The organism is Massilia frigida (genome assembly GCF_011682175.1).
Lineage (GTDB): Bacteria > Pseudomonadota > Gammaproteobacteria > Burkholderiales > Burkholderiaceae_D > Telluria_A > Telluria_A frigida.
The window spans coordinates 19,777-44,814 of the sequence record NZ_WHJG01000040.1; the positions used below are offsets into that span (position 1 = coordinate 19,777).

Here is a 25,038-nt window from a genome sequence, read left to right on the forward strand (position 1 = left end):
TGCTTCCTCTGTAGAACATACGGAGATGTTGGATCATGGCCAGGGAGAAGCAGAAGGAATCCTCGTTCGCGGGTAAGGTTGTTCTCGTGACGGGCGCGGCTGGCGGCATTGGCCGCGCTGCCGCGGTGGCGTTCGGACGCGCGGGTGCGTGCGTGGTGGTGGCCGATACTTCGGTCGATGGCGGCCACGCGACGGCGGCGATGATCGTCGAAAATGGCGGCAAGGCGCTGTTCGTGCAGTGTAATGTGACGCGCGCGGCGGAAGTCGAAGCGCTGATCGACAAGACGGTGGCGTATTACGGGCGGCTTGATTGCGCGTTTAATAATGCGGGCATCGAGGAAGAGCACCTGCCGCTGGCGGAGGCTGACGAAGCGCTGTTCGACCGCATCATGAACGTCAACGTCAAAGGTACGTGGCTGTGCATGAAGTACGAGATTCGCCAGATGCTCAAGCAGGGCGGCGGGACGATCGTGAACACGGCGTCGGTGGCCGGTCTGGTGGGCGCGCCGACGCAGTCGATTTACGCGGCCAGCAAGCACGCGGTGGTGGGCATGACCAAGACTGCGGCGGCCGAGTATGCGCGCGAAGGGATTCGTATTAATAGTGTGTGCCCGGGCGTGGTCAATACGCCGATGATGGGCCGCGCGCTGGAACGCGAACCGCTGCGCGAGAAAAAGCTGCGCAATGTGCACCCGATGGGCAGGTTCGCCGAGCCGGTGGAGATTGCCAATGCGGCGATGTGGCTGTGTTCGGACCAGAGTTCGTTCGTGACCGGGCATCAGCTGGCGGTTGATGGTGGCTTGACCGCGATTTAACCCCCCGTCGTTTCTGCCGATGGCAGGAAGTCGTTTCTGCCAATGGCAGGAAGTCGTTTCTGCCAATGGTAGGAACGACAGGGTCGCAGGAACGACGAGGTTTTACGTCGTACTCAACTCCGCCACGAAATCATACATATCCCCCCTGAAGTACGAGCGGCAAAACTCCACCGCTCGTCCATCCCTCAGGAACGCCAGCCGTTCCACGCACAATCCCGCATCGCCTTCCTTCGACTGCAGCAGCTTGGCCTGTTCCGCATTGAGCAGCAACGCCGATAGCCGTTGCAGCGCACGCGTGGGCCGGTTGCCGGCCGCTTCCAGTGCTTCGTACATCGACACCCCCACCACATCGAGCGATGGCAGGCAGGACGCCACGATGGTCGCGTACTCCAGGCACATCGGCAACTCGTCCGCATAGCGGATCCGGTTGAAGCGGTACACCGGCGCACCCGGCGACAAGCGCAGGCGCAAGGCTTCCTCCGGCGTCACCGTCCCCTCCGAGCGTTTCAGCCACACGCTGCGCGGCGTGCGCCCGCGCGCCCGCATATCCTCCGAAAACGAGGTCAGCTTGGCGAAATTCTTCTCGATGCGCGTGTTGATGAAGTTGCCCGAGCCGGGCCGCTTGACCAGCAAGCCCTCGCTCACCAGCCCGTCGATCGCCTTGCGCACCGTGATGCGCGAGATCGCCAGGTCCAGCGCCAGCTGCCGTTCCGCCGGCAGGGCTTCGTCCGGGCCGAAGATGCGCTGGTCGATCGCTTCGCGCAGGGCGCGCTGCAATTGCTGGTACAGCGGCTGCGAGCTGGTCTGGGCCAGCGTCTGCATGATGTGGACAAGGGAACTCATACCAATCTGCTTTCTTTCGTGAGGGTGGGACCACTTTTTCCGTCGCCTGGCGCAAATTCGCCACATCATGCAGTTGTCGCATTTGCATATACCGATAATACCAAAAAAAGACCGCTGGAATAGTCTTCCCTCTTGCAACTACGCTGAATTCGCCCTGAATGACCAGACCACTTGGCTAAAATCCCAGTCCACCCGTGTGTTATCGAAACAACATATGAAAAAATTCACTTAACTGGTAGTGTTCTGGTATTAAAGAGGAGTATATTGGCGTTAGATTGGTTTTAGACGTGGTGGTACCCGTAGCACATAAAAAGTCGTTGTTAAAAATGAACTGGCTTACTCACGGAGCCAACATCAAGGGGGAAGTAATGAAGCGCAATCAGTCAGTAGTGAATAAGAACGCAGAGCGTCCTGTATCGACCAGCCTGACGCCGGTAGCGTCGGCCGCAGCAATTCTGGTGTTGAGCATCGCGATGTCGGCCCAGGCCCAGGCCCAGGGTCCCGCCACGGCACCAAGCCTGGACCCGGACGCCAAGGGCGAAGTGGTGATCGTCACTGGTATTCGCGCTGCAATGCAGCAGTCGCTGAACCAGAAACGCAATTCCGACAGCCTGGTCGAAGTCATTACTGCTGAAGACGTGGGCAAGATGCCCGACAAGAACGTGGCCGATTCCCTGCAGCGCCTGCCCGGCGTGAGCGTGGCCGCCGCCGGCGGCTCCGAAGGCAGCTTCGGCGAAAACGACCGCGTGGCCCTGCGCGGCACCCCGTTCGGCCTGACCCTGACCACCCTGAACAGCCACACCGTCTCGAGCGGCGACTGGTTTGCCGATAACATCATCGGCGGCGGGCGCAGCGTGAGCTTCTCCCTGTTCCCGTCCGAACTGATCGGGCGCGTCACGGTGCATAAAGGTTCGCAGGCCAATCTGCTCGAAGGCGGCGCTGTCGGCGTGGTGGACATCGAAACGCGCAAACCGCTGGACTTCAAGAAGGGCATCAGTGCACAGATCAGCCTGGGCGCCGTGAATTCGCAAAACTCGGGCAAGAACGATCCCCAGTTCAACGGCCTGGTGAACTGGAAGAACGAAGCCGGCAACCTGGCCGTGATGGTCCAGGGTTTTCATGAAAAACGCACCCTGAGCCGCGTCGGCCAGGAAAACGGGATCTGGTACGATCCGGTCGAAGCCGGTTCGCCGGTCGACAAGGCCTTGCCTGGCGCAGCGACCGCCATCCAGACCGATCCGGTCAAGGGCGCCAAGGCGAATTACCTGGGCGGCACCGCCTGGTTCGAGCAGGAACGTACCCGCAAGGGTGGTCTGATCGATGTCCAGTTCAAGCCGATCAGCGACATCACGCTCGACCTGACCGCTTTCCGTTCGCACCTCGACGCACCGAACATCAACCACAACTTCATGCAGTCGCTGGGCCGCTTCCTGGCGCCGAACTGGGCGACCAAGGATTTCCCGGCTGGTAACGTGAGCGGCACCGTGAACAATGGCGTGCTGACCCAGCTGACCGGCACCGTGCCGGCCAACTGTGCCACCTGTTCGAGCATGTCGAGCGCGGTGCAGGAAGAATTCAGCCGTCCCGTGGCCGAAAGCCAGTCGCAGTTCGTCAACCTGGACGGCAAATGGCGCGTCAACGACAAGCTGACTTTCGCCACCAAGGTCGGCACCACCAAGGGCCTGGGCAACACCGTGAGCGGCGCGCTCGGCGTGTGGATGCCATACACCGGCGGCAGCTACACCATCCATGGCGTCGACAAGGCAGTCACCTATGTGACCCCGGGCGCCGACAAGTTCTCGATCGGCGGCGGTCCTGACGGCGGCGGCAACGTGCCTTACACCTACGGCTCGCACGTCACCGCGATCGACAAGGAAACCTACGGCCAGATCGACGGCACCTTCAAGACCGACCTGGCCAGCGTGCAGTCGATCCAGTTCGGCGTGCGCGGCGCGGAGCACAAGCGCGACCTGACCGCCATCGGCATCAACGCCTTGCCGGGCCTCGCCGTGGTCGGCAACCTGCCGATGGGCGGCCTGACCTCGTTCCCGACCGAGTTCAACGACCTTGACGCGAACGGCGCCGGCTACTGGACGTTCTCGCGCGAAGCCGTCAACAGCTGGCTGAGCACCTACGCCAAGTACGAAGGCCACCTCAAGCAAAACGAATTCAAGATCAAGGAGCCGACCCGTTCGGCCTACGTGATGGCGAACTTCGGCGCCGAAGGCTTCTCGGGCAACGTCGGCGTGCGCGTGGTGCACACCAAGGAAGAAGTCGAGCGCAACGAGATCGCGCCGTCCGGCAGCTTCGAGCCGCGCCTGTACACCAACACCTATCTCGACTTCCTGCCAAGTGCGAACTTCCGCATGGACCTGTCGAAAAACCTGGTGGCGCGTTTCTCGACCAGCCGCACGATGGCGCGTCCGGAGCTGGGCCAGATGGCCGGCACCGACCTGCGCGACGTGCAGGGCACCGGCAGCGCCGGCAACCCGAACCTGCGTCCTATCCGTGCCAACAACTTCGACCTGGGCGTGGAGTGGTATTTCGCCGAGAAGTCGCTGCTGGCGGCCGGTGCGTTCTACTCGGCGCTGGACGGTTATGTGACCTACGGTTCCGGCACCGCCACCTTCTACAACCAGTTGCAGAAGAAAAACACCGTGTACCAGATCGACACCCCGCTCAACACCACGGCGGAAGTGAAGGGCATGGAGTTCTCGTACCAGCAGGCGCTGCCGGCGGGCTTTGGCGTGAATGCCAACTACACCTACACCCTGGGCAAGGAAACCGGCAAGGCGCCGGGTTCGGTCTGCGGCAAGCTGACCTATGCCGACTGCACCCTGATCGGTACCTCGAAGAACGCTTACAACGTCGGCGCTTTCTATGAGCAGGACAAGCTCAGCGCGCGCCTGACCTACAGCTGGCGCTCGGGCTTCCTGAATGGCACCAGCCGCAATTCGGCCTCGTACCAGGCTGCGGTCGGTTCGCTGTCGGCCTCGCTGGCGTACCAGATCAACGAGAACTTCAGCGTTACCCTGGACGGCAAGGACTTGAACAATCCGATGGTGCGTTCGGTGATCCACACCGCCGGCGCGATGGATGTGCCGGGTTCGCTGTACAAGAATGGCCGCCAGATTTATCTGGCGCTGCACGGCAAGTACTAAGACGACGATGGAGGGACTTCGGTCCCGCCATAAAAAACGGGACGCTCGCGCGTCCCGTTTTTTTTATGGGAGACCGTCGTGCCTGATCCATAGCGCGCCGGGTTGAAGAATCATTGGGCGCTTCTCCGGGCAGCGCGGCCACGCCGATGTTTTGCGGCACCTGGGATAGCCCTGCGCCGCTCGTGCGGCAGCGCACGCCGCGCGTGCCATCAGTAACGCGCAGCACCGATCGGCATGCCGCCGCCTCTGCAAGCAAGGCATGCGCCGTTCGTCAGTTGCGTCGTTCCGAACCTACTTGCGGTTGCGCCGCCGCCGCGTGAAGGCAGCCAGCGACAACAGGCCCGCACCGAGCATGAGGTAGCTGTGAGGTTCAGGTACCGCGGTAATCGTCGCGACTGTCCGGGCGTCCCATGTGTATCCAACGTCCTCCCCGTCTCCACCCCACCACATCGCGTAGCCCCAGTTTTTGCCCGAGTGGACCCAGTCGTGGTGCCCGGAGGATTCGGAGGAGCGCCTGAACTCGTAGTCGAACGACAGTGCGCCCGCGGGATTGTACGAAAACGTTGACAAACTGCATGTGATATTGCCTGCGTTGATGCACGGCTGTTTGCCAACCATATCGTAGGTGAAAGACTTAACTTCGGTAAGATCGAAGATCCCATCCTGATTCAGATCGTTGACGACGAACTGTCCCGTGATCTTGGCATCAGGAAAAAAATCCGGTCCACCTTTGTAGGCAAAACCCTGGAAAGACCATTCATATGCTTGATCGGCCGCGTTGGCGGTCAAAGCGCACAGCGTGAGGGCGGCGCAGCTCGCCAGTTTCATAAACATGAGAGACCTTGTTGATCGTATTGTCGGAACAGGCATATTATCAGAAAGTTAATTTACCCGGGGCTAATTTGCGGCTCGTTGACGCGGCATGTGGGCACATCCGTCAATGTTTGTCGTTGGTGGCTGCGCTGCAAAGGCCCCGATCTCCGTTACCGGCATGGCTGTCATGCATGCGGATGTGGCCGGGACGATGGTATTCAAGCCGCTGCCGGACCGCCACGCGAGCCGCGATGTCCATGCCGCTCACGGCTGCCCCACCGTCGAACGGGAAGCGACGCCGAAACAAGCCGGCTGGCCTGCGCACATCCAGCGCAAAGACAGCGCAAAGGCAGCGCCACCAAGGGCATCCCTGATTTGACAAAAGGGCTGGTGGGGCAGCAGGTCCGCATGGATGGTCAGCGCGCGCGGCTCGCGCCTATGCGCGGTAGCGCCCCGCACTCGGCGCCGCTGCAAATGATGACCGGGTCGGGCGTGCTCGGCGGCTTGGGCCTCGCCGGTGCCGGCGCGCTTGCCGCCACGGCGCTGGGTGTGGGCGCGGGTGCAGGCTTGGTAGCGGCAGGCGGCCAGGGTCTGCTCGGCGCGGCCCTTGGCGGTGGTTTACGCCGCGCGAGCGCGAATACCGCGAGCGGGGTTCCGCCAACGACACCGATGCTGACGTCTGTGCACAGCAATGAACTGGCCGGCCTGCGCAGCGAAAAGCAGATTCAGCCGCTCGATGTGCATTGGGATGCGGCGATCACTGACGAGCTTGCGGGACGCCGGCGCGAGCCCGACAGCTATCGGCAATGGCAACCCGGCGCACCTGGTCCCCACGGACGGCTCAACAATGCCGATGGCATGGCGCTGGTGCCGGGTCGCTATATCTATGTCGTTACCGTGCAAAAGGAATGATATCGACGATCCAGCCACGAAGGCAAAAATGCCATTTTAAGTGCCTGCGCAGCCAGCCCCGCATCTGCGCCACTTGCTCAAGCCGGGGCTTCGCTTGTCAATGAAGACGGTGAAGGACAAGGTCGCTTGCGGCGCGGACGGTATCGCGCTGAACATGCCTCAGCGAAAACGGGCGGGCCCGGCTTGCGCCGGAACCTGCCCGATCATGGCGCTGCACGGCAAATACTGAGGCTTGGATGGCGGGGCTTCTTCGGTCCCGCTGAAAAAGGAGCAGTGCCGAGGATGAAGGGAGTCGCTATAGCCGCAAGCCGGCTTCCCGTTGGTGCCGGATGGACAGCGCTAAAACGACGTCCCGCTTGACATGGTAGTTGTATAGCGCGATGTAAGCACTTTTCCCTTTTGAAATTACCAGCTCATGCAACCCCGTTTCGGCCGGCCTGCCAACGAAGGGATGACGAGCAAGAATGTGGATGGCTTCATCGATCAAGTCGAGCGTGTCGGAAACGTCCAGCTTGCTCGTGGCGAGGAGGTGACTGATGCGTTCCAGGTCAGCAATCGCCCGGTTCGAGTAACTTATTTTCGCCACGGCTTGGCCTCGGGCCTGGCTGCGTCGCTATTGCTAAGGCGCTCACGCAAATAGGTACGCACATCGTCAGCGTCATAGCCCAGTCCGCTTTCCTGCATGTCGGCGAGAGCACTTTGCGCCTGCGCGACAAATTCCGCTCGCTGCTCGGCCGCATCCGTCGCTTGGCTGATTGCCCCGACCATGAACGCGTGCGTGCTGATGCCCAATTGGTCTGCTGCAGCGACCGCTCGCTCCTTGCGTTCAGGGGATAGTTGTAGTGATGTCGTTGACATGATCACGAACCTTCATACAGTAGGGGTTACTAGGGTAGCGCCTTTCTGTCGACGGGTAAGTAATGTGCTCCACTATCTGCGCAAAACCGGAACAGCTACCAAGTTCAGAGGCCGGCGGCATGCGATTGGTTCAACGCCCGTCATCCTGTTTGAACCGGATCAATCTTGAGCGCGTTAACAACAAAAGGGCGGGCCCGGCTTGCGCCGGAACCCGCCCGATCAGACAGCGATGCCGTGAATTACTTGGCTGCTGGCGCCGCGGCCGTTGCCGGACGCTTGAGCCACATGGTCCAGTAACGCGCCAGGTCGCCGATGCCATCGTGACCCTTGACGGTTTCAAAGGTCTTGATCGCATCATCCTTGCGGCCAGCCTTGGCGTACGCCATACCCAGCTTGAGCTTGGCTTCTTCCGGACGCTTCAGGCCGCCCTTGGCGATGCCTTGTTCGATCCGCTCGATACCCTTGTCGAATTCGTCCATGGTCACGTAGGCATAGCCCAGATTCACCAGGCCGGTGCCGTCTTTCATCTTGGCAGCGCTGGCTTCGCCGCTGGCGATGTTCTTGGCGTCGTCGGCCGCACCCTTGTTGACGCGGTCGCGCAACGCCTTGTGCTTGCCGGCGTCGGCGCCGGTGCCCAGGACGTTGGCGGCGAAGCCGGCGTCAACCGCCTTCTTCGCTTCGACCGGGAAGCCGGCGCGCACTGCTTCTTCAGCCATGTTGACGTAAGTCTCGGCTTCCAGCTGTTTCAGCACGGCCGACTCAAGACGGTAGGCGTCGAGCAGCAGGCGCGCGTTGAAGCTGGTCTTGCCATACATGCGGTGCAGCAAGTCGGTCCACAGCTCTTCGCTCGGGTAAGACGCGATCAGCTTCTCCAGTGCGGCCGTGTAAGCCGGCCAGTCTTTTTGCTTGCCGGTGATGGCGACCACCAGGCGCAGGTCGCCCTCGGTCGACGCGGTGCCGGTTTTCTCGTTTTCGGCCAGCACCGCCAGCGCTTCGGTCTTGGCCGTGGCCAGGTCGTTATTCAGGTAGTAGGCGCGGGCGATCGAGCCGCGCACGCGCGCCGGCGAGCCGCCTTCGGCGACGTAGCGCTTCATCCATTCAATCGCCTTCGGATAGTTCTTGGCGTTGGTTTGCAAATTGCCCATCGCCAGGATGAATTCCGGCTTGTCGATGGCCGGCGTGCTTGGCGAGTTGATGATCGCTTCGAGCGAGGTCGCCGTCATCGCTTCATTGCCACTGGCCGAACCGAGCGAGAATTTCATGCGCTCGATGACGTAGTTTTCGTACGGGGTGCGGTTGGCGTAGGCTTCGGCGGCAGTCAGTCTTTCCTGGACTTCAGCGAATTTCTTGCCATCGATCAAGACCTTGACGGCGGCCGGGTCGAGCAGCTTGTACAGTTCCGGACGAACGGTTTCCGGTTTGGTCGGAGCGGCGCTGGTCGCAGGCGTGGCAGGGGCGGATTGCGCGCTGGCGCTGGTCATCAGGGCGGGTGCGGCGTTCAGGCCGATGGCGGCCAAGATCAGACTGATACGGGCAAGACGAAACTGGGACATGGAAAATCCTTCAATCAAAGACATAAAGACAGCCTGACGCTATAACGCATCAGCCCGCCGAACCGTGGACACCTGGCCTACATGGGCGTCGTCCGCTTGGTGCGAATTTCGGACGAAGCGCATATTGTCACATAAACTTCATTTCTGCATCCTGATTTCCGTGCGGACTGGTTCAGGCGCGCAAAAACGCGCGTCCCCGGCCGTCGAACAGATGGCAGTGCGCGGGCGGCAAATGCAGCGCGATGCGCTCGCCCGCGCGCAGCATGGCGCCGCCCTGCGGCTGGCGCAGTGCGATCAGGGCAGGGTCGCCCGGCATGCTGGCGTACACGATGGTCTGGTCGCCCAGGTACTCGACGTGGCCGACCACGGCCGCGATCGCATTCGACTGCTGGGTAGCGGCCGGCAGCAGCGTCATGTGCTCGGCGCGGATGCCGAGCGTGACTTTGTCGCCGGTCATGGCGTCGCTGCCGTCGGCGTCGGCATCGACCAGGGTGCCGTCGGCCAGGCGCACGCGCACGCCGATGGCGCCGATATGCGTGACCTCGGCGGCGATGAAGTTCATCTTCGGCGCACCCAGAAAGCCGGCCACGAACAGGTTGCCTGGGTTGTTATACAGCTCGTACGGTGTGCCCACCTGCTCGATGCGCCCGCCGTTGATGACCACGATGCGCTGGCCCAGGGTCATCGCCTCGACCTGGTCGTGGGTCACGTAGATCATGGTGGTCTTGAGTTCCTTGTGCAGGCGGCTCAGCTCCACCCGCATCTGCACGCGCAGGCTGGCGTCGAGGTTCGAGAGCGGTTCGTCGAACAGGAATACCTCGGGTTTGCGCACGATGGCGCGCCCGATCGCCACGCGCTGGCGCTGGCCGCCCGAGAGCTCCTTGGGGCGGCGCTGCAGCAGATGGGTGATCTGCAAAATCCCGGCGGCGCGCCCGACCTGCGCTTTCAGTTCCTCGCCCTTGTGGCCGGCCAGCTTGAGCGCGAACGCCATGTTCTCGAACACCGTCATGTGCGGATACAGCGCATACGACTGGAACACCATCGCCAGCCCGCGCTTGGCCGGCGCGATCTCGTTGGCCAGCAGGCCGCCGATATGCAGCTCGCCGCCGCTGATCTCTTCCAGGCCCGCGATCATGCGCAGCAAGGTCGATTTGCCGCAGCCGGACGGCCCCACGAAAACCACGAATTCGCCATCGGCGATATCGAGGTCGACGCCGTGGATGATGGTCTGCCTGTCGTCGTAGCGCTTGACGACCTGCTTGAGGGTGACGGCGGCCATGCTCAGCGCACCGGCGACAGCTTGGCGGCCGCCAGTTCGGCCTGTTGGCGTTCGCTCGCGCTCATTGGAATGATCTGCGACAGAATCGCCACCGGCACCGCGGCCGCCAGCACCCACAGGAAGAAGTTGTGGTAGCCGAGCGCGATCTGGATATCGCCGCTGATCCATTTGAACAGCGAGAAGCCCAGCTGCATGATCCCGGTCGCAAATGCATAGTGCGCGGTCTGGTATTTGCCCGGCGCGACCACCTGCATCATGTACAGGATGAGGCCCACAAAACCGAAACCGTAGCCGAACATCTCCACGCTGAGCGCCGCGCCGATCAGGGTCAGGTCGGTAGGCAGGGTGGTCGACAGATAGTAGAACACCAGGTTGGGCAGGTTCACCGCCAGGATCAGCGCCAGGATCGCACGTTTGAGGCCCAGCCAGGAGGTAAAGTAGCCGCCCGCGATACTGCCGACCACGAAGGCGATAGTGCCCGCCGTGCCGTACACGGCGCCCACTTCGGTTGTGCTCAAGCCCAGCCCGCCCAGGTTGCGCGCTTCGCGCAGGAACAGCGGGCCTATCGTCTGCACCTGCGCTTCGCCCGCGCGGAACAGGATGATGAACAGGACCGATACCCAGATGCCCGGCTTCTTGAAAAAGTCGATGATGACTTCCTTGAGCGTGCGCGCAATCTGCGCCGCCGTGATGTCGGCGCTGGCCGGGTTTTTCGCCAGCGGCAGCGCCCAGCCGTTGTACAGGCCAAGGACGGCCATCGTCGCCGCCAGGATGCAGAATACGATGGTCCAGGCCGAGACCACGCCCATGGTTTTTTCGAAATACCCGGCCAGCAGCAGCAGGCCGCCGGACGAGATGAAGCGCCCGGCGTTGAAGAAGGTGCCGGTCCAGCCGGCGTAGGCTGCCTGTTCCTTCTGCGTCAGGCTGGAGATGTACAAGCCGTCGCAGGCCACATCGTGGGTGGCTGATGAAATGGCGACCAGCGTGAGCATGACGACGCAGGCTGCAAACCAGAACGGCATGTGCAGCGCCACCGCCACCAGGCCAAGGCAGGCGCCCCCGATCAGCTGGAAGCCGACCACGATGATTTTTTTGCTGCTTGCCAGCTCCAGGAAAGGGCTCCAGAGCGGCTTGAAAATCCAGGCCGACATGATGGCGGCGGTCCAGTGGGAGATATCGTCGTTGGCCACGCCCATGCTCTTGAACATCTGGCCAGCCACCATCGCGACCGCGAAGAAGGGCAAGCCCTGCGCCAGGTACAAGCTCGGTACCCAGGCCAGTGGGCTGCGTTCTTTTTTAGTTGTTTTAGTCAGTTCCATCGACATCCTTGGGTGGGGTTTCTTGACAGCGTTACTTGACTGCGCCGTCCATGCCGCGCATGAAGAAGCGCTGCGTGAACAGGAAGGCGGCCAGGGTGGGCAGGATCGTCAGCACGGTGCCGGCGGCGATCACGCGGGTACTGCTGCCGAAGGTGCCGCGCAAATACAGCACGCCCACCGACAGCGGAAATTCATCCGGCTTGCTCATCACGATGGATGGCCAGATGTACTCGTTCCAGGCTTCGACCGCCGTCAGGATGCCGACCGTGGCCAGCCACGGCGCGATCAGCGGCAGCATGATCTTGCTGAAGATGATCCATTCTGACGCGCCATCCACGCGCGCCGCGTCGATCAGGTCTTGCGGTACTTCCTCGAACGCTTGCTTGAGCAGCAGGATGGCGACTGCGGTTACCACGTTCGGCAAGATCACGCCGGTGTAGGTGTCCACCAGCGACAGCTTGGTGATGGTGATGAAGTTCACCAAAAAGTTCACTTCCGACGGCAGCACCAGGGTGGCCAGGATCACGCCGAACACCAGTTTGCGGCCGCGAAACTGCATGCGCGCCAGCGGATAGGCGGCCATCGAACACAGTGCCAGCTTCCAGAACACGGTGCATACGGCGATCAGCACCGAGTTCTTGAAAAACGCGATGATGGGAATCGCGCGAAATACCTCGGCGAAGTTCTCCAGCGATGGCGCGCGCGGCCAGAAGGTGGGCGGAAAGGCGAATACATTGCCTTCGGTCGAAATGGCCGTGACCAGGGTCCACCAGAACGGGAACACGCACACCACGGCCAGCACGCACAGGATCAGGTAATGGCCGAACGTGGCCAGCGGACGGGCGCGCATCAGCGGTGCTTCGGTTTGAGGTAGCGCAGGCACACCAGCGCAATACCGATGCAGATGCTCGATACCACCAGGCTGGCGGCCAGCGCGCGCGGCAGCTTGAGGTGCTTGAGGCCCTGGTCGTAGGCGTAGTACAGGGCGGTGAAGGTCGAATTCATCGGCCCGCCCTGGGTCAGCACATCCACTTCCTGATAGGCCTTGAGCGCGGCCAGCACCGACAGGATCGAACATACCGCAATGGTCGGACGCAGCATGGGCACGGTGATCTTCCAGAACTGCTGCCAGCGGTTGGCGCCATCGAGCATGGCGGCTTCCTGCATGTCGGCGGGGATGGCTTGCAGCGCGGCCAGGTACATCACCATGTACCAGCCAAGCCCGCGCCACAGGGTGACGAACATGACGGCGAACAGCGCCAGCGTGTCGTCGGTCAGCCAGCCGATGGGCGCATTCGCCAGGCGCAGCTGCATGAAGACGTAATTGAGCGTGCCCTGCTCGTGGAACATGAAGCCCCACATGATGCCGACCACCGAGACCGTGGTCACCACCGGCACGTAGAAGGCGGCGCGGAACCAGCGGATGCCGGGCAGCTGGTTATTGACCAGCACCGCCAGCGCAATCGCGCCGATCTGCACGAACGGCACCATCACCAGGAACAGCAGTGAATTTTTGAGCCCCGTGACGAACATGTCGTTGTCGAAGATGTAGCGAAAATTATCGAGGCCGACGAAGGACGTTGGCCGTATCAGGCTGTAATCGGTGAATGCGAGGAAGGAGCCGTAGGCCACCGGCCAGAACGAAAACACGGCCAGCAGCACCAGTGCCGGTGCCAGGAACATCCATGCCTGCAAGGTGTGGCGCCGTGTACTCATTCGTGCAGCCTCTGTTTGGACAGTTTCTTGTTCCAGATCGCGACCGCCTGGTCGAGCGCCTGCTGCACGTCCTGCTTGCCGGTGACGCCCGCTTCGACAGCTTTCACCAGCGAGCGCCGGAGTTCGTCGTAGTCGTCGATGCCGGCCACGTACAAGGTGTGCGAGTGCGCCATCGAGCGCGCGCCCGCTTCGACGGCCTTTTCGGCCGCACCGGCGTTGGCCGGCAGTGCCAGGAAGTAGGGATCGGCGGCCGCCCTGACGGTGGTGGGGAACACGCTGGCCTGCTTGGCAAAGGCCAGCTGGCTGGCGTCGCCAGTCAGGTACAGCGCGAACTTGCCGACCGCAGGGAGTAACTTCGCATCGACACCTTTGGGTATCGCGAAATGAATCAGCCAGCCGCCGTCGGCGATGCCGGTCGGGCCGAGCGGCGCCGGCGCCACGCTGGTGATGGCGTAGATATCTTTTGCATCGTTCAGGATGCGTTTCAGAGCGGTTGGTGGCGCCAGCAGCATGCCGAGACGGCCGCCCTTGTAGGCGTCGACCACGGCGGGGAAGTTATCCTCGGCGAACAGGCTTTCCTTGAGCAGGCCGCCGGCCTTGTAGGTCGCGGCGAGTTTCTGCACCAGCGCCACGTGCTGCGCCGAATTGAACACCGCCTTGCCATCCTTGATGACGGCCAGGCCCTGCCACATGAACAGGCCATCGATTTTCGACAGCGCCGGGGCGATGCCGGCCTTGCCGGTGCGCGCGGCGATCTGGCGCGCGAACGCAAGCTGCTCGTCGAAGCTGTGCGGTCCGCGCGTCAGGCCCGCATCCTTGAAGATGGCCTGGTTGTAGGCGATCACGGCGACGTTGCTGTACATCGGGAAGCCGTAGGTCTTGCCCTTGAAGCGCAGGTCTTCCAGGGTGCTCGGGATGTAGCTGGCCTTGGACGTGCCGAGCAGGGCGTCGATCGGCGTGAGCAGTTCGTCGCGCGCATATTCGTCGGCCCAGGGCACGTTCAGGTTGACCAGCGCCGGCGGCGTGCCGGCCACGATGCGCGTGACCAGCTTGGTCTGGATCACGTCCCACGGAAAATCGATCCACTCGATCTTCACGCCCGGATTGGCTGCCTCGTAATTGCGCGCCACCGATTCGAAAAACGGTGTGAACTTGGGCTTCATGCTGAAGGTCCAGAATTCGATTTTCGTGTCGGCGGCGGCTGCGGAAGCTGCCAGTCCCGTTGCCATCAATGCCGTCAGCAGTGTCTTTATCTTCATTGATGGCGGGCGTGCGTCAGTTGGTCTTGGTGACTTTGCTGAGGTGGCGCGGGCGGTCCGGGTCCATGCCGCGCGCTTTCGACAGGTGCGCCGCCATCACGTAGAAGGCTTGCACGGCGACGATCGGGTCCAGGTCCGGGGTGGCGGCGGTCGGCAGGGTCAGGTCGCGCTCGGGCACGTCGCTTGGCGCCGCCAGCAGCACGCGCGCGCCGCGGGTGCGCATTTCGGCCGCCAGCGCAATCAGCCCGGCCTGGGTCGGTCCGCGCGTTGCGAAAATCAGCAGCGGATAGCCATCTTCGATCAGGGCCATCGGGCCGTGCTTGATTTCGGCGCCGCTGAAAGCTTCCGCCTGCAAGGCCGAGGTTTCCTTGAACTTGAGCGCCGATTCGAGCGCGATCGGAAAACTGATGCCGCGTCCGACCACCATGATGTTGCGGGCCGGCGTGAGTACCTCCAGCGCCGGCGACCAGTCCACCTGGGCGGCGCTGCACAGCGCCTCCGGCAGGGCGGCCAGGCCTTCGGTCAGTTCCGGGTCGTTCTGCCACTGCGCGACCAGGCGCGCACCGGCCACGAGACTGGTGATGAAGCTCTTGGTGGCGGCCACGCTCTGCTCCTTACCGGCGCGCAGCGGCATCGCCCATTCGGCGGCGGCGGCCAGCGGCGAATCGATATCGTTGACCAGCGCGATGGTGGTGGCGCCGCCGTCGCGGAAATAGCGGATCGGTTCGACCACGTCCGGGCTCTGGCCCGATTGCGAAATCGCGATGGTGAGCGTGTCGCGCGTGACCAGCGGCGACTTGTACAAGGTCACCAGTGACATCGGCAGCGAAGCGACGATGCGCCCCATGCGTGCCATGATCAGGTAGGCACAGTAATTGGCGGCGTGGTCGGAGCTGCCGCGCGCCACCGTCAGCGCGGTGTTGAAGGTGGTGGTCCTCAGCTTGCGGCCCAGTTCCGCGTAGCGTTCGACGTCGTTTTCCAATTGCAGGGCGACGCAGTCGGCGGCGGACAGGGCTTCTTTAAGCATCAGTGAGGTCACACTTTTCTCCTTCGATATAGACAGCTTTGATTTTCAAATCGCGGTCCAGGACCACCATGTCGGCAAAGGTGCCTGGCGCCAGGCGTCCGCGTTCGGTTTCGCCGAGGTAGTCGGCGGCGTAGGTCGAGACCCGGTGCGAGGCATCTTCCAGCGACAGGCCCAGGCTCACCAGGTTGCGCAGCGCCTGGTCCATGGTCAGCGTGCTGCCGGCCAGGGTGCCGTCGGGCAGGCGCACGCCGCCCATGCATTTCTGCACGCTGTGGCGGCCAAGCTTGTAGTCGCCATCAGGCATGCCGGTGGCGGCGGTGGAATCGGTGACGCAGTACAGGTGCGGAATTGCGCGCAGCGCCACCTTGATCGCGCCCGGGTGCACATGCAGCAGGTCGGGAATCAGTTCGGCGTACTGCGCATGCGCCAGCGCCGCGCCGACCATGCCCGGCTCGCGGTGATGCAGGCCGCTCATGGCATTGAACAGGTGCGTAAAACCGGCCGCGCCGTGCTCCAGCGCCGCCACGCCATCTTCGTACGAGCCGAGCGTGTGCCCGATCTGCACGCGGATGCCGGCGTTACTGAGTTCGCGCACCAGGTTCAGGTGGCCGGCGATTTCCGGAGCCACGGTGATCAGGCGCATCGGCGCGTAGGTGCCCAGCTGCTGCACTTCGGCCAGGGTGGCGGCGCGCGCGTAGTTCGGTTGCGCTCCCAGCTTGCCTGAGTTGATGTACGGGCCTTCCAGGTGCACGCCGAGGATGCGCGCCGCGCCGGGCCGGCGGTCGGCACAGGCCGCGCCGATGGCCTTGAGGGCACGCGTGATTTCGTGCGGCGGCGCCGTCATGGTGGTGGCCAGCAGGCAGGTGGTGCCGTGCTTGGCATGCATGGCGGCGATCACGTGGGGCGCGTCGCCGGCCTCCATGATGTCCTTGCCGCCACCGCCGTGCACGTGCAGGTCGATGAAGCCAGGGATGACGTAGTCGTCGCCGTTGACCGATGGATCGATCGCGCCGCCGCTGATGCTCGTCACGCGTTCGCCGAAGCTGATCGCACCGTTGATCCAGCCGCTGGTGGTCAGGATGTTGCCTTTGATTGCATCGTTCATCGGCGCGACTCCGCTACGAATTCATAATAATCACTGCGGCAGAACGAGTGGGTCAGTTCCACCGCCGCGCCGCTGTCCAGGTAACTCACACGGGTAATGTGCAGCATTGCCGCCCCCGGGGCCAGGCCGGCCAGGCGCGCCTGCTCCGCATTGGCGTTGACGGCGCGGATATGCTGCAGCGCGCGCATCGGAATCGCGCCGCGCGCCTCAAGGTAGCCGTACAGCGAATCGGTTACGCCGTGCGGGTCGGGCATGTGGATGGCCGGGATGGTGGTCGTTTCGATCGCCATCACCACGTCGTCGGCGGTGCGCAGGCGGCGCAGGCGCGCCACCGGCATGTTGGGCGACAGGCCGAGCGAGAGCAGTTCGAGCGGGGCCGCCACGCCGATTTCGCGTTCCAGCCAGCGCGAGCCGGCGGTGAAACCGCGCTGGCTCAGTTCTTCCGAAAAGCTGGTCAGGCGCGAGAGCGGCTGTTCCAGCTTCGGCGTGATGTAGGTGCCGGAGCCGCGCCGGCGCGTCAGCATGCCGCGCTCGCACAGCATGTCGATGGCTTTGCGCGCGGTGACGCGCGAGATGTCGAGCACGTCGGAAAGCATGCGCTCGGACGGCAGCGCTTCGTTGGCGCGCCAGTCGCCGCTGGTGATGCCGGCCGATAGCTTGTTCGCCAGTTGCATGTAGAGCGGGGTGACGCTGTCGGCGTCGGGCTTGAAATCGCTGAGCTGCGCAAGCATGGTTAGTGTCCTCTCACGTGGAGTTCGATCATGCGCAGCGCGCCGCTGGCGGAGTCGCCCAGCGGAGCGACGCTGCGTGCCAGCAGGTCTGGCGGCAGGTAGGCGCGCAACGGCACGCCAAGGCCACCGCACAGTGCCAGCGGCAGTTGGCCGGATGGGTCGAGCGCGTGCGCCATCAATGCCACTTCGCCCCCGGCGTCGGCCAGGATGGCGCGCGCGGTGTCGCTGGTGTCGGCATGGGCCACCACCAGCGGTGCGAGCGAGGCAAAAGCGGTCTGGGTGGCGCGGCCGATCCAGACCTGGATCGCATTGCGTTCGCCGCCGCAGGCATCGATCACCGCTTGCGCAAAGGCGCTGTGCGGCGCGCGCCCGTCAATGACTTTTTCGATGTGGGCGATGGCGCGCAGGCCGATCCAGCCGCCGCCGGCTTCGTCGCCGGTCGGGAAGCCCCAGCCGCCCACTTCGCGCTGGCTGCCATCGGCCAGCAAGGCCTGGCCCACGCTGCCGGTGCCGATGGCGACGATGGTGCCCGGTTTGCCGCCGTGCGCGCCCATCAGCGTGGTGAAGCCGTCGTTCTCAAGGCGGATGGTGCCGAAGCCGGGATCGGCGGCCAGGAATTGTTCGGCCCACAGCGGATTGTGCACGCCGGCCAGGCCCAGGCCGATGGCGATGCTGGCGTTGGCCGGCTGCGCAATGCCGGCCGCGCCGCAGGCCGAGGCGAGCGCCTCGGCGACCGAGTTCCATGCCTGCGCGATGCCGAGCGAGAGGCCGGACGGGCCGCCCTGGCCTTGTGCCAACTGGCTGCCACCGGCGCGCGCCAGGCGCACCCTGGTACCGGTTCCACCGCCATCGACGCCGATGAGATATTCGATCATGTGTGTTGTTGTCCGGGTTCTGAAGTGGGGAAGGTGTGGGCACTATATGATCGCCTAACCACCTTGTCAACAGGTATTTAAGTGGTATTATAAAATACTGAATTGGCCTTGCGTCCCCGGGCCTCGATATCGTCGTAAGCTATTGTTTTTAAATACTTTATGAAACTGGGGTAATGGTATTAATCTGGCTTTGGTTTAGTGCCAATTTGGTATGGGGAGTGTGGTGGCGCGGGCGTGCAGCTTTGTTGCCCGGCGCCTGATGAGCCCTGGCGGTCTAGCGCTGATGGGGGGCGGACGGAACTGCCCGCAAGGCAGGTTTTTCCGCGCTCCGCGCGTATTCATAAGGCATTGTCAGGTAAGTCGTGTGCGCGCCCCGCTCACGTCGATGGCCTTGGCGTGTATACCAAATAGTGGAGCCCTGCAGGGGTTGCACGGGAGTGCTTCAGGTCCAGTTGTACCGGATCGCCCTGGTTGTCAAGCAGGCGGCGTCCGTGTCCCGCCATGACGCGACAAAGAAGAAAATGCAGTTCATCCAACAGGCCAGCGAGCAGCAATGATTGGACCAGGCTGATGCTGCCGTGTACGCCGATCGTCTTGCCCGTTTGCGCCTTGAGTTCGCCAACGGCAGCCGCAAGGTCGCCATCGAGCAGCGTTGACTGCTTCCACTCCACATTGCGCAAAGTGCGGCTGACGACAAACTTCGGGTTGTTGTTAATGAAGGATGCAAATGGCTCAATCGTCGAATCCGGCCAACATTGCGACCATTCCTGATACGTCTTGCGGCCGAGCAGAATGGCCTCTTGCCCGGCGACCGTGTCGCGCGTGAACTCATCAACGTCGGCGTACAAGTTCGGACGGACGAAGGTATCGGGCGCTTCGACGACGCCGTCGAGCGAAATAAAAAGGTGGGATGTCAGCTTTCGCATGGTGTTCTCGTCGGTTGGTGAGAGCTGCACGATGCAGCTCTCTTGCCTTGACGACGAGCGGCGATGTCCGGAATCGACGTCCGGCCATCACTTTTTCCAAGCAGCAGGCGTCCCGGCCGCCGGCACTGGCATCGGCGGCCATGCCGCCCTCGGGAGCACTCAGTTGCGCGTCGTGCTGGCGCCTTTGCGGTCGTAGTGCACCAGTTGCGCGCTGGCCGAAGCGGTCGGTTTGACCCGCACTTCGGCAGTGCCCGAGCCGCGCACGGTCACGCTGGCCTGTTGCGCCTCCAGGTTTTCGCCCTCCACGCTGCCCGAGCCGTTCAGGTCCGCGCTCAAGCTGCCGACCGTGCCGTCGATCTGGATCTCGCCGGAACCGGTGAGCACCAGCCGTGCCTTGTCGGCCCGCAGCTGCCTGACCGTCAGTTCGCCCGAGCCGTGCACTTCACCCTGGAATTGCCCTGTGCCGCCGGGCACGCACGCTTCGCCCGAACCGCGCAGCACGGCGCTGGTGCGTTCGACCGCCAGGCCGCAGGCTTCGAGCTCGCCCGAGCCATGCGCGTCGACTTGCAAGGTGCGCGCGGCGCCGGCCAGGTGGACGTCGCCGGAGCCTTTCATCGACAGTTGCAGCTTGCCGGTTTTAAGCTGGTACACGTCCACGTCGCCCGAGCCGCTCAGGTTCAGCGCGAACTGCTCGCCTTCGACCTGGCTCAGGGACACGTCGGCGCTGCCCGCATTGGCCAGGCTGCGCAGGCCCGGCGCGGCGATGGTGATGGTGGTGCGCTCGTCATCGCCGAAGCTGATGTTGATGCCGGTGCGCGAACGCGGGCGCACGATCAGGGTGTCGCCCTTGACGATGGTTTCGATGCGCTCCAGCTCCTTGCGCTGGCCCGACAGTTCGAGCGCTTGCGTGCCCTGGGCGGTGATCACTACTTTATAAGGGCCGGACAGTTCGATCGCGTGGAAAGGTGCGACCTTGCGCACGTCGGAGGTGGCCTGGGCCTGGCTGGCCGCGGCGGCGCACAGCAGGGTGGCGAAGGTGGCTTGCTTGAGGTAGGTCGTCATGGCGGGTCTGCCGCTGGGCGGCGTTGGGTTCGGAGCATGAACAATACGGCCGGGTGCGCGGGCGCGCGAGCGAAAATCGACAGATGGTCGAATCGGCGGCTTGAACGGTCGGGAGGAGGGGGTAGGGCGAGCAGGTCGGAAAACCCGAGGAGGCGTCGGGTTTTCCGGTTTGAACTGTGCTGCGGGCGAACGGTCCGGGGCGGACCGGCGCGATTAGTTCTTGTACTGTTCCAGCTGGACGGCGAAAGCGGTCTTGTAGTTCTTGACGAATTCGACGGCTTCGGCGCTGACATCGCTGCGGCTGCGCGACTGGTTGATGGTCACGGCTGGCACGCTCAGGCTCGATGCGGCGGCCGATACGGCGGTGCTGGCGGCCGGGGCGTCGGCGGCAAAGGCGGAACCGGTCAGGACCAGGGCTGCTACGGCGGTAAACAATTTCGATGCGTTCATAATATTTCTCCAGTATTAGGTCAACGTCGCGATTGTCTGCGGCGGCAAGAGCGGTGCTCTTTGATTAAGGTCAGTGTATGACGTCTGATTGATTCGAAAAAGGCCGAATGACGCAATGCACAATTGCGGAATTCGCAATAATCAAGCTTAGTTTTTGGACATGTCCAACTGATTGGCCAACGTCGGCTTCGCATTCTTGGCGGCCTCAAGCGCCTCGGCGCGTACTTCAGCGCGGGTGCGGCTTGATGGGGCGCTCAGTTCCGGCACATTCAGGCGGGTGGCGCTGATGCTGCTCGCGGCGGCACTCACGCTGGCATTCGCCACGGGTGTGTCAGCCGCAACAGCGGAACCAGCAACAAACAAGGCAACTGCGGCAACGAAGGACAATGATTTCATGGTGTTTCTCCAGTAATGAGGTGAACGTCGCTCGCTTGCGGCGTTGACGAGTTGCCTGTGTGCGTTTGCTCGTCCATGTGAAGCAGTCTATACGTTGCGCTATCCGCAAAAAAGGCGAATAATCGCAATGCAACGTTGCGCTAACAGGGATAATCCGATATGGACAGGCTTCAATCGATGCGCGTGTTCGCCAAGGTCGTCGAGCAGGGCAGCTTTGCCCGCGCGGCGCAGGCGATGGATATGTCGAACACGGTCGTCACGCGCAATATCGCCGACCTCGAAGCCCATCTCGGTACGCGCTTGCTCAACCGCACCACGCGCAAGCTCTCGCTCACCGAAACCGGCAAGCAATACCTGGAGCGCGTGCGCCAGATCCTGGCCGATATCGACGATGCCGATGCCATCGCTTCCTCGTCGGCGCGCAAGGCCAGCGGCACGCTGCGCATTTACTGCCATCCCGGCTTCGGCCAGTACCAGCTGGCCAGGCTGCTGCCGCTGTACGCGGCCACCGTGCCCGACGTGGTGCTCGACGTCAGCCTGTCCGATCATTCGGTCGATATCGTCGAGGAAGGTTTCGACGTCGGCATTTTCATGGGCTTGCAAAAATTCGATGCGAGCCTGATCGCGCGCCGCCTGGCCACCTCGAGCGTGGTGCTGTGCGCCTCGCCCGACTACATCGCCCGGCGCGGCGCGCCGCTCACGCCGATCGACGTGTCGTCCCACGATTGCCTCAATTTCGCCTTCGAGCAACTGCGCCACAGCTGGCCCGTGAAGTGGGACAACAAGCAGGTCGACGTGCCGATCACCGCGCGCATGGTGTCGAACGACGTCTCGGTGCTGCGCCAGGCGGCCATCGCCGGCATGGGAATCATGGTGCGTTCCTCGCTGACCCTCGAAGACGACCTGAGTAGCGGACGCCTGGTGCAACTGCTCAAGGGCCACCACCTGGGCCAGATGTCGCTGTCGCTGGTCTATCCGAGCCGGCGCCTGCTGTCGTACAAGGTGCGCAGTTTTGTCGATTTCATGACGGCCCAGTTTCCGCGTCCGGAAAGCGATCCCTGGCTCGCGCACATGTAAGGCGCTTGAGTCGTTTCTTTCTTGCCACACTCGCTGACATTTTGTTCATGACAGGTCAACATCGTGTGCTATATTTCTAGTCGGAATTTAGTGATTCCAGAGTGGCATGTGTAATATGCTTTCTGGCAAATTTTACAAAAACAAGATGTTTGACGGGCACTTGCTGTCCACCTCGAAAGCCCGCTCCGTGCGGGCTTTTTTTCGTGCGCTAACTTTGCCCCGGGTAGCGAAATCGCGCCGGGCAGTGTCATAATGTGACGATGTGAGAACAACCGAGGTTTATTCGCTCCGCTCACGGAATAAAAAGGAGGAATAATGATCCGCTATATGGGCACGCGACAGAACGACGACGGTGCCATCGTATATGTGTTTATTATCAATGGTTTGCAGAAGGAAATTCGTGAGCATGCGCTCAAGCAGTATCCCGGCTGTTTCGAGCTGCTGCCCGCCGCTGCCAAGCAAAAAATCGCTGCGAACCGCAATTGGCTGTCCAAGCTATAGAATCGTTATCAGGAGTTCACAATGAGTAAAGCGCAAGACAGTAAGAAAGAATCGAAAAAAGAGCCGGCCAAGTCGGTGAAAGAGAAAAAGGAACAAAAGAAGGTCAAGAAGGAAGAGCGCGCGCGTCAGTAAGCACGCGGGCCAAGGGAGCTTGGATGCGCCTGGCGATGGCTTCGGAACAGGTTTTCCCGCTGGCAGGGCGCATGCGCGCACTGCTGGCGCGAAGCTGCGCCCCGGCCTCGCTGGCCTCGCTGGCCTTTCTGGCGCTCCTGCCTTGTTCCGCCCCCGCCTTGGCCGCGCCGTCGACCTTCGGCCCCGTCATCGGCAGCGCCATCCTGTGCCGCAGCCATCTCGACAATGCCTACTTCCACGATTATCTGGTGAGCGCCTTCGGCCCGTCGTACAAGCACGAGGGCGGCGCCTACTGGTTCAAGGCCGACGGCACCTTGTGGGGCGCGCCGGTGACCGACATCATGATCAGCGACGATACCAGCGAACTGGTGTTCGTGGCCGCCGTGGCCGACACCACGCCCGACAAGCTCGAAGAGTCGATCCGCAACGCCGTGGGCGTGCGTCATCTGTCGATGGACAACTCGGCTTATCCCGTGCGCGCGTCCAATCCCGGCAGCAAGATCGTCTACTTCAAGACCAAATCCAAGATTTACTGCGCCAAATACAAGCCGCTACCCGTCGGCCGCCAGCGGTGATGCACTTCCAGGGAATCCATGTATAAGCAATTCTTCAGCCTGAAGCAATCACCGTTCTCGATCGCCCCCGACCCGCGCTACCTGTACATGAGCGAACGCCACCGCGAAGCGCTGGCGCACCTGCTGTATGGCGTCGGCAGCGGCGGCGGCTTCGTGCTGCTGACCGGCGAAATCGGCGCCGGCAAGACCACCGTGTGCCGCTGCTTCATCGAGCAGATTCCGGCCGATTGCCGCCTGGCCTACATCTTCAATCCCAAGCTGACGGTGGAAGAGCTGCTGCTGTCGATCTGCGATGAATTCCGGATCGACCTGCCGCCGGCGCCGGCCGGGGCGGTCAGCGTCAAGAGCTATGTCGACGCCATCAACCGCTACCTGCTGGCCAGCCACGCGCAGGGCAAGAACAATGTGCTGATCATCGACGAGGCCCAGAACCTGTCGGCCGACGTGCTCGAACAGCTGCGCTTGCTGACCAACCTGGAAACGAGCGAGCGCAAGCTGCTGCAGATCATCCTGATCGGCCAGCCGGAGCTGCGCGCGATACTGGCCCGGCCCGAACTCGAACAGCTGGCCCAGCGCGTGATTGCGCGCTATCACCTGGGTTCGCTCACGGAAGCGGAAACCGCCAGCTACATCGCGCACCGGCTGGCGGTGGCGGGCGGCGGTTCCTCGCGGCCATTCCCGCGTTCGGTGATGCCGCAGGTATTCCACTTGTCCCAGGGCGTGCCGCGCCGCATCAACCTGCTGTGCGACCGCGCGCTGCTGGGGGCCTACGTCGAAAACAGCCGCGAAGTGACGCGCCTAATCCTGCGCCGCGCCGGCAGCGAAGTGTTTTCCGGCGGCGCCAAGCCGCCCGCGCCGAAAAAGCGCTGGCCGGTCATCGCGGCCGGGGTGCTGGCCGGGGCCGTGCTCAGCGCGGCCGCCGCGTGGCAGATGCGTCCGGCCGCCTCGGTCGAGCCGCAGGCGGCCGCCCCGGCGGCGGTGGCGGCCACGGTGCTGGCCGCCGCGCCGCAGTCGCGCGCGGTGCAGGCGGCGCCCGCGCCACGGGTTGCCGTTGCGCCGCTGGCGCACGCCAGCGAGTCGCAGGCGCTGGGCGCGCTGGCAGCCCTGTGGGGCGTGGCCGTGCCGGCCGGCGCCACCTGCGAGGATGCCTTGAAGCTGAACCTGCGCTGCCACCAGGGCAAGGGCGGGCTGTATGAATTGCGCCTGCTCGACCGTCCGGCCATCCTCACCCTGCGCGACGGCGCGCAGGTGAGCTACGCGCTGCTGACCGGCATGGATGATACCCACGCGCGGCTGGATGTCGATGGCAAGCAGCAGAAGATCGACATCGGCGCGCTCGCCACCCGTTCGGACGGCAGCTTCGTGACCCTGTGGGTGATGCCGCGCTACTACCGCGACCAGGTCAGCACCGGCGAGCAGGGCGCCGACGTCGACTGGATCGCTTCGCGCCTGGCCAAGATCAACGGGCTGGTGCCGCCCGCGGCCGACCGGCCGCTGAGCGGCCAGACGGTGGAATTGCTGCGCACCTTCCAGACCCGGCAGAACCTCAAGGCGGACGGCGTGGCCGGTCCGCGCACCTACATGCGCCTGAACCAGCTGACCGGCGTGGCCGAGCCGCGCCTGCTGGCCGCCGCCGCAACGGGGAAACCATAA

General features: G+C 63.2%; 25 protein-coding genes. 7 read left to right on the forward strand and 18 right to left on the reverse strand.

The window, feature by feature from the left end:
- Positions 1 to 35 precede the first annotated feature (35 nt).
- Positions 36 to 815: an SDR family oxidoreductase gene (locus F2P44_RS27515; RefSeq protein ID WP_167091668.1), complete on the forward strand. Its 780-nt coding sequence runs from the start codon at positions 36 to 38 to the stop codon at positions 813 to 815.
- Between the two features lie 102 nt (positions 816 to 917).
- Here F2P44_RS27515 and F2P44_RS27520 read toward each other — a convergent pair whose 3' ends face one another.
- Positions 918 to 1,658 carry a GntR family transcriptional regulator gene (locus F2P44_RS27520; RefSeq protein WP_167091671.1) on the reverse strand — a complete coding sequence of 247 codons (741 nt, stop codon included), beginning with the start codon at positions 1,656 to 1,658 and terminating at the stop codon, positions 918 to 920.
- 389 nt (positions 1,659 to 2,047) lie between these two features.
- Between F2P44_RS27520 and F2P44_RS27525 the strand changes: the two genes are divergently transcribed.
- Positions 2,048 to 4,819 (forward strand): TonB-dependent receptor, encoded by a 2,772-nt coding sequence (locus tag F2P44_RS27525; protein ID WP_167091674.1) that lies wholly within the window; start codon positions 2,048 to 2,050, stop codon positions 4,817 to 4,819.
- 291 nt (positions 4,820 to 5,110) lie between these two features.
- Here F2P44_RS27525 and F2P44_RS27530 read toward each other — a convergent pair whose 3' ends face one another.
- Positions 5,111 to 5,653: a PEP-CTERM sorting domain-containing protein gene (locus tag F2P44_RS27530; RefSeq protein WP_229423787.1), complete on the reverse strand. Its 543-nt coding sequence runs from the start codon at positions 5,651 to 5,653 to the stop codon at positions 5,111 to 5,113.
- 387 nt (positions 5,654 to 6,040) lie between these two features.
- On the opposite strand from F2P44_RS27530, the gene F2P44_RS27535 reads away from it, so the two are divergent.
- Positions 6,041 to 6,544, forward strand: coding sequence for a hypothetical protein (locus F2P44_RS27535; protein ID WP_167091680.1), 504 nt, complete (start codon positions 6,041 to 6,043; stop codon positions 6,542 to 6,544).
- 295 nt (positions 6,545 to 6,839) lie between these two features.
- On the opposite strand, the gene F2P44_RS27540 is transcribed toward F2P44_RS27535, so the two are convergent.
- The 16 genes from F2P44_RS27540 to F2P44_RS27615 all read right to left on the reverse strand — a co-directional run bounded on the left by F2P44_RS27540 (position 6,840) and on the right by F2P44_RS27615 (position 21,100).
- On the reverse strand, positions 6,840 to 7,130 hold the full coding sequence (locus F2P44_RS27540; RefSeq protein ID WP_167091683.1) for a type II toxin-antitoxin system RelE/ParE family toxin: 291 nt from the start codon (positions 7,128 to 7,130) through the stop codon (positions 6,840 to 6,842).
- A complete protein-coding gene (locus F2P44_RS27545) occupies positions 7,118 to 7,402 on the reverse strand; it encodes a hypothetical protein (RefSeq protein WP_167091686.1) in 285 nt (94 codons plus the stop codon). The genes F2P44_RS27540 and F2P44_RS27545 overlap by 13 nt, the downstream gene beginning before the upstream one ends.
- A 239-nt stretch (positions 7,403 to 7,641) precedes the next feature.
- The gene (locus F2P44_RS27550) at positions 7,642 to 8,955 is read right to left on the reverse strand and encodes a tetratricopeptide repeat protein (protein ID WP_167091689.1); all 1,314 of its coding nucleotides are present in this window, start codon (positions 8,953 to 8,955) and stop codon (positions 7,642 to 7,644) included.
- Positions 8,956 to 9,127: 172 nt separating this feature from the next.
- Positions 9,128 to 10,234 (reverse strand): ABC transporter ATP-binding protein, encoded by a 1,107-nt coding sequence (locus tag F2P44_RS27555; protein ID WP_167091692.1) that lies wholly within the window; start codon positions 10,232 to 10,234, stop codon positions 9,128 to 9,130.
- A 2-nt stretch (positions 10,235 to 10,236) separates the two neighbouring features.
- On the reverse strand, positions 10,237 to 11,553 hold the full coding sequence (locus F2P44_RS27560) for an MFS transporter (protein ID WP_167091695.1): 1,317 nt from the start codon (positions 11,551 to 11,553) through the stop codon (positions 10,237 to 10,239).
- A 31-nt stretch (positions 11,554 to 11,584) separates the two neighbouring features.
- Positions 11,585 to 12,403, reverse strand: a complete 819-nt coding sequence (locus F2P44_RS27565; protein ID WP_167091698.1) for a carbohydrate ABC transporter permease — start codon at positions 12,401 to 12,403, stop codon at positions 11,585 to 11,587.
- Complete coding sequence (locus F2P44_RS27570; RefSeq protein ID WP_167091701.1) at positions 12,403 to 13,269, reverse strand: carbohydrate ABC transporter permease; 867 nt, start codon at positions 13,267 to 13,269, stop codon at positions 12,403 to 12,405. The genes F2P44_RS27565 and F2P44_RS27570 overlap by 1 nt, the downstream gene beginning before the upstream one ends.
- Entirely contained in the window at positions 13,266 to 14,528 is a 1,263-nt protein-coding gene (locus F2P44_RS27575; protein ID WP_167091704.1) for an ABC transporter substrate-binding protein, read from the reverse strand. Before F2P44_RS27575 ends, F2P44_RS27570 begins: the two co-directional genes overlap by 4 nt.
- Before the next feature lie 16 nt (positions 14,529 to 14,544).
- Positions 14,545 to 15,555, reverse strand: a complete 1,011-nt coding sequence (locus tag F2P44_RS27580; protein WP_187363446.1) for an SIS domain-containing protein — start codon at positions 15,553 to 15,555, stop codon at positions 14,545 to 14,547.
- Positions 15,548 to 16,660 carry an N-acetylglucosamine-6-phosphate deacetylase gene (gene nagA / locus F2P44_RS27585; protein ID WP_167091707.1) on the reverse strand — a complete coding sequence of 371 codons (1,113 nt, stop codon included), beginning with the start codon at positions 16,658 to 16,660 and terminating at the stop codon, positions 15,548 to 15,550. The genes F2P44_RS27580 and nagA overlap by 8 nt, the downstream gene beginning before the upstream one ends.
- The gene (locus F2P44_RS27590) at positions 16,657 to 17,391 is read right to left on the reverse strand and encodes a GntR family transcriptional regulator (RefSeq protein WP_167091712.1); all 735 of its coding nucleotides are present in this window, start codon (positions 17,389 to 17,391) and stop codon (positions 16,657 to 16,659) included. The genes nagA and F2P44_RS27590 overlap by 4 nt, the downstream gene beginning before the upstream one ends.
- A 2-nt stretch (positions 17,392 to 17,393) precedes the next feature.
- Entirely contained in the window at positions 17,394 to 18,266 is an 873-nt protein-coding gene (locus F2P44_RS27595) for a glucosamine kinase nucleotide-binding domain-containing protein (RefSeq protein ID WP_167091719.1), read from the reverse strand.
- Positions 18,267 to 18,643: 377 nt separating this feature from the next.
- Positions 18,644 to 19,192, reverse strand: coding sequence for a dihydrofolate reductase family protein (locus F2P44_RS27600; RefSeq protein WP_167091722.1), 549 nt, complete (start codon positions 19,190 to 19,192; stop codon positions 18,644 to 18,646).
- A 159-nt stretch (positions 19,193 to 19,351) separates the two neighbouring features.
- A complete protein-coding gene (locus tag F2P44_RS27605) occupies positions 19,352 to 20,254 on the reverse strand; it encodes a head GIN domain-containing protein (RefSeq protein ID WP_167091725.1) in 903 nt (300 codons plus the stop codon).
- A gap of 213 nt (positions 20,255 to 20,467) precedes the next feature.
- Positions 20,468 to 20,704, reverse strand: coding sequence for a hypothetical protein (locus F2P44_RS27610; RefSeq protein WP_167091728.1), 237 nt, complete (start codon positions 20,702 to 20,704; stop codon positions 20,468 to 20,470).
- A 147-nt stretch (positions 20,705 to 20,851) separates the two neighbouring features.
- A complete protein-coding gene (locus F2P44_RS27615; RefSeq protein ID WP_167091731.1) occupies positions 20,852 to 21,100 on the reverse strand; it encodes a hypothetical protein in 249 nt (82 codons plus the stop codon).
- A 159-nt stretch (positions 21,101 to 21,259) separates the two neighbouring features.
- Between F2P44_RS27615 and F2P44_RS27620 the strand changes: the two genes are divergently transcribed.
- From F2P44_RS27620 to F2P44_RS27635, 4 genes are all read left to right on the forward strand, one after another.
- Positions 21,260 to 22,177 carry a LysR family transcriptional regulator gene (locus F2P44_RS27620; RefSeq protein WP_167091734.1) on the forward strand — a complete coding sequence of 306 codons (918 nt, stop codon included), beginning with the start codon at positions 21,260 to 21,262 and terminating at the stop codon, positions 22,175 to 22,177.
- A gap of 315 nt (positions 22,178 to 22,492) precedes the next feature.
- A complete protein-coding gene (locus F2P44_RS27625; RefSeq protein ID WP_167091737.1) occupies positions 22,493 to 22,678 on the forward strand; it encodes a hypothetical protein in 186 nt (61 codons plus the stop codon).
- Positions 22,679 to 22,833: 155 nt separating this feature from the next.
- Positions 22,834 to 23,385 (forward strand): hypothetical protein, encoded by a 552-nt coding sequence (locus F2P44_RS27630; RefSeq protein WP_229423788.1) that lies wholly within the window; start codon positions 22,834 to 22,836, stop codon positions 23,383 to 23,385.
- A gap of 18 nt (positions 23,386 to 23,403) precedes the next feature.
- Positions 23,404 to 25,038: an ExeA family protein gene (locus tag F2P44_RS27635; protein WP_167091740.1), complete on the forward strand. Its 1,635-nt coding sequence runs from the start codon at positions 23,404 to 23,406 to the stop codon at positions 25,036 to 25,038.

Excerpts from the sequence above, each read along its gene's own strand:
- F2P44_RS27555 (WP_167091692.1), bottom strand. The coding sequence starts at position 10,234 with ATGGCCGCCGTCACCCTCAAGCAGGTCGTCAAGCGCTACGACGACAGG.
- F2P44_RS27575 (WP_167091704.1), bottom strand. The coding sequence starts at position 14,528 with ATGAAGATAAAGACACTGCTGACGGCATTGATGGCAACGGGACTGGCA.
- F2P44_RS27580 (WP_187363446.1), bottom strand. The coding sequence starts at position 15,555 with ATGCTTAAAGAAGCCCTGTCCGCCGCCGACTGCGTCGCCCTGCAATTG.
- F2P44_RS27515 (WP_167091668.1), top strand. The coding sequence starts at position 36 with ATGGCCAGGGAGAAGCAGAAGGAATCCTCGTTCGCGGGTAAGGTTGTT.
- F2P44_RS27545 (WP_167091686.1), bottom strand. The coding sequence starts at position 7,402 with ATGTCAACGACATCACTACAACTATCCCCTGAACGCAAGGAGCGAGCG.
- F2P44_RS27520 (WP_167091671.1), bottom strand. The coding sequence starts at position 1,658 with ATGAGTTCCCTTGTCCACATCATGCAGACGCTGGCCCAGACCAGCTCG.
- F2P44_RS27620 (WP_167091734.1), top strand. The coding sequence starts at position 21,260 with ATGGACAGGCTTCAATCGATGCGCGTGTTCGCCAAGGTCGTCGAGCAG.
- F2P44_RS27560 (WP_167091695.1), bottom strand. The coding sequence starts at position 11,553 with ATGGAACTGACTAAAACAACTAAAAAAGAACGCAGCCCACTGGCCTGG.
- F2P44_RS27605 (WP_167091725.1), bottom strand. The coding sequence starts at position 20,254 with ATGACGACCTACCTCAAGCAAGCCACCTTCGCCACCCTGCTGTGCGCC.
- F2P44_RS27600 (WP_167091722.1), bottom strand. The coding sequence starts at position 19,192 with ATGCGAAAGCTGACATCCCACCTTTTTATTTCGCTCGACGGCGTCGTC.
- F2P44_RS27610 (WP_167091728.1), bottom strand. The coding sequence starts at position 20,704 with ATGAACGCATCGAAATTGTTTACCGCCGTAGCAGCCCTGGTCCTGACC.
- F2P44_RS27570 (WP_167091701.1), bottom strand. The coding sequence starts at position 13,269 with ATGAGTACACGGCGCCACACCTTGCAGGCATGGATGTTCCTGGCACCG.
- F2P44_RS27625 (WP_167091737.1), top strand. The coding sequence starts at position 22,493 with ATGATCCGCTATATGGGCACGCGACAGAACGACGACGGTGCCATCGTA.
- F2P44_RS27615 (WP_167091731.1), bottom strand. The coding sequence starts at position 21,100 with ATGAAATCATTGTCCTTCGTTGCCGCAGTTGCCTTGTTTGTTGCTGGT.
- F2P44_RS27565 (WP_167091698.1), bottom strand. The coding sequence starts at position 12,403 with ATGCGCGCCCGTCCGCTGGCCACGTTCGGCCATTACCTGATCCTGTGC.
- F2P44_RS27550 (WP_167091689.1), bottom strand. The coding sequence starts at position 8,955 with ATGTCCCAGTTTCGTCTTGCCCGTATCAGTCTGATCTTGGCCGCCATC.
- F2P44_RS27535 (WP_167091680.1), top strand. The coding sequence starts at position 6,041 with ATGGATGGTCAGCGCGCGCGGCTCGCGCCTATGCGCGGTAGCGCCCCG.
- F2P44_RS27630 (WP_229423788.1), top strand. The coding sequence starts at position 22,834 with ATGCGCCTGGCGATGGCTTCGGAACAGGTTTTCCCGCTGGCAGGGCGC.
- F2P44_RS27590 (WP_167091712.1), bottom strand. The coding sequence starts at position 17,391 with ATGCTTGCGCAGCTCAGCGATTTCAAGCCCGACGCCGACAGCGTCACC.
- F2P44_RS27635 (WP_167091740.1), top strand. The coding sequence starts at position 23,404 with ATGTATAAGCAATTCTTCAGCCTGAAGCAATCACCGTTCTCGATCGCC.
- F2P44_RS27530 (WP_229423787.1), bottom strand. The coding sequence starts at position 5,653 with ATGTTTATGAAACTGGCGAGCTGCGCCGCCCTCACGCTGTGCGCTTTG.
- nagA (WP_167091707.1), bottom strand. The coding sequence starts at position 16,660 with ATGAACGATGCAATCAAAGGCAACATCCTGACCACCAGCGGCTGGATC.
- F2P44_RS27595 (WP_167091719.1), bottom strand. The coding sequence starts at position 18,266 with ATGATCGAATATCTCATCGGCGTCGATGGCGGTGGAACCGGTACCAGG.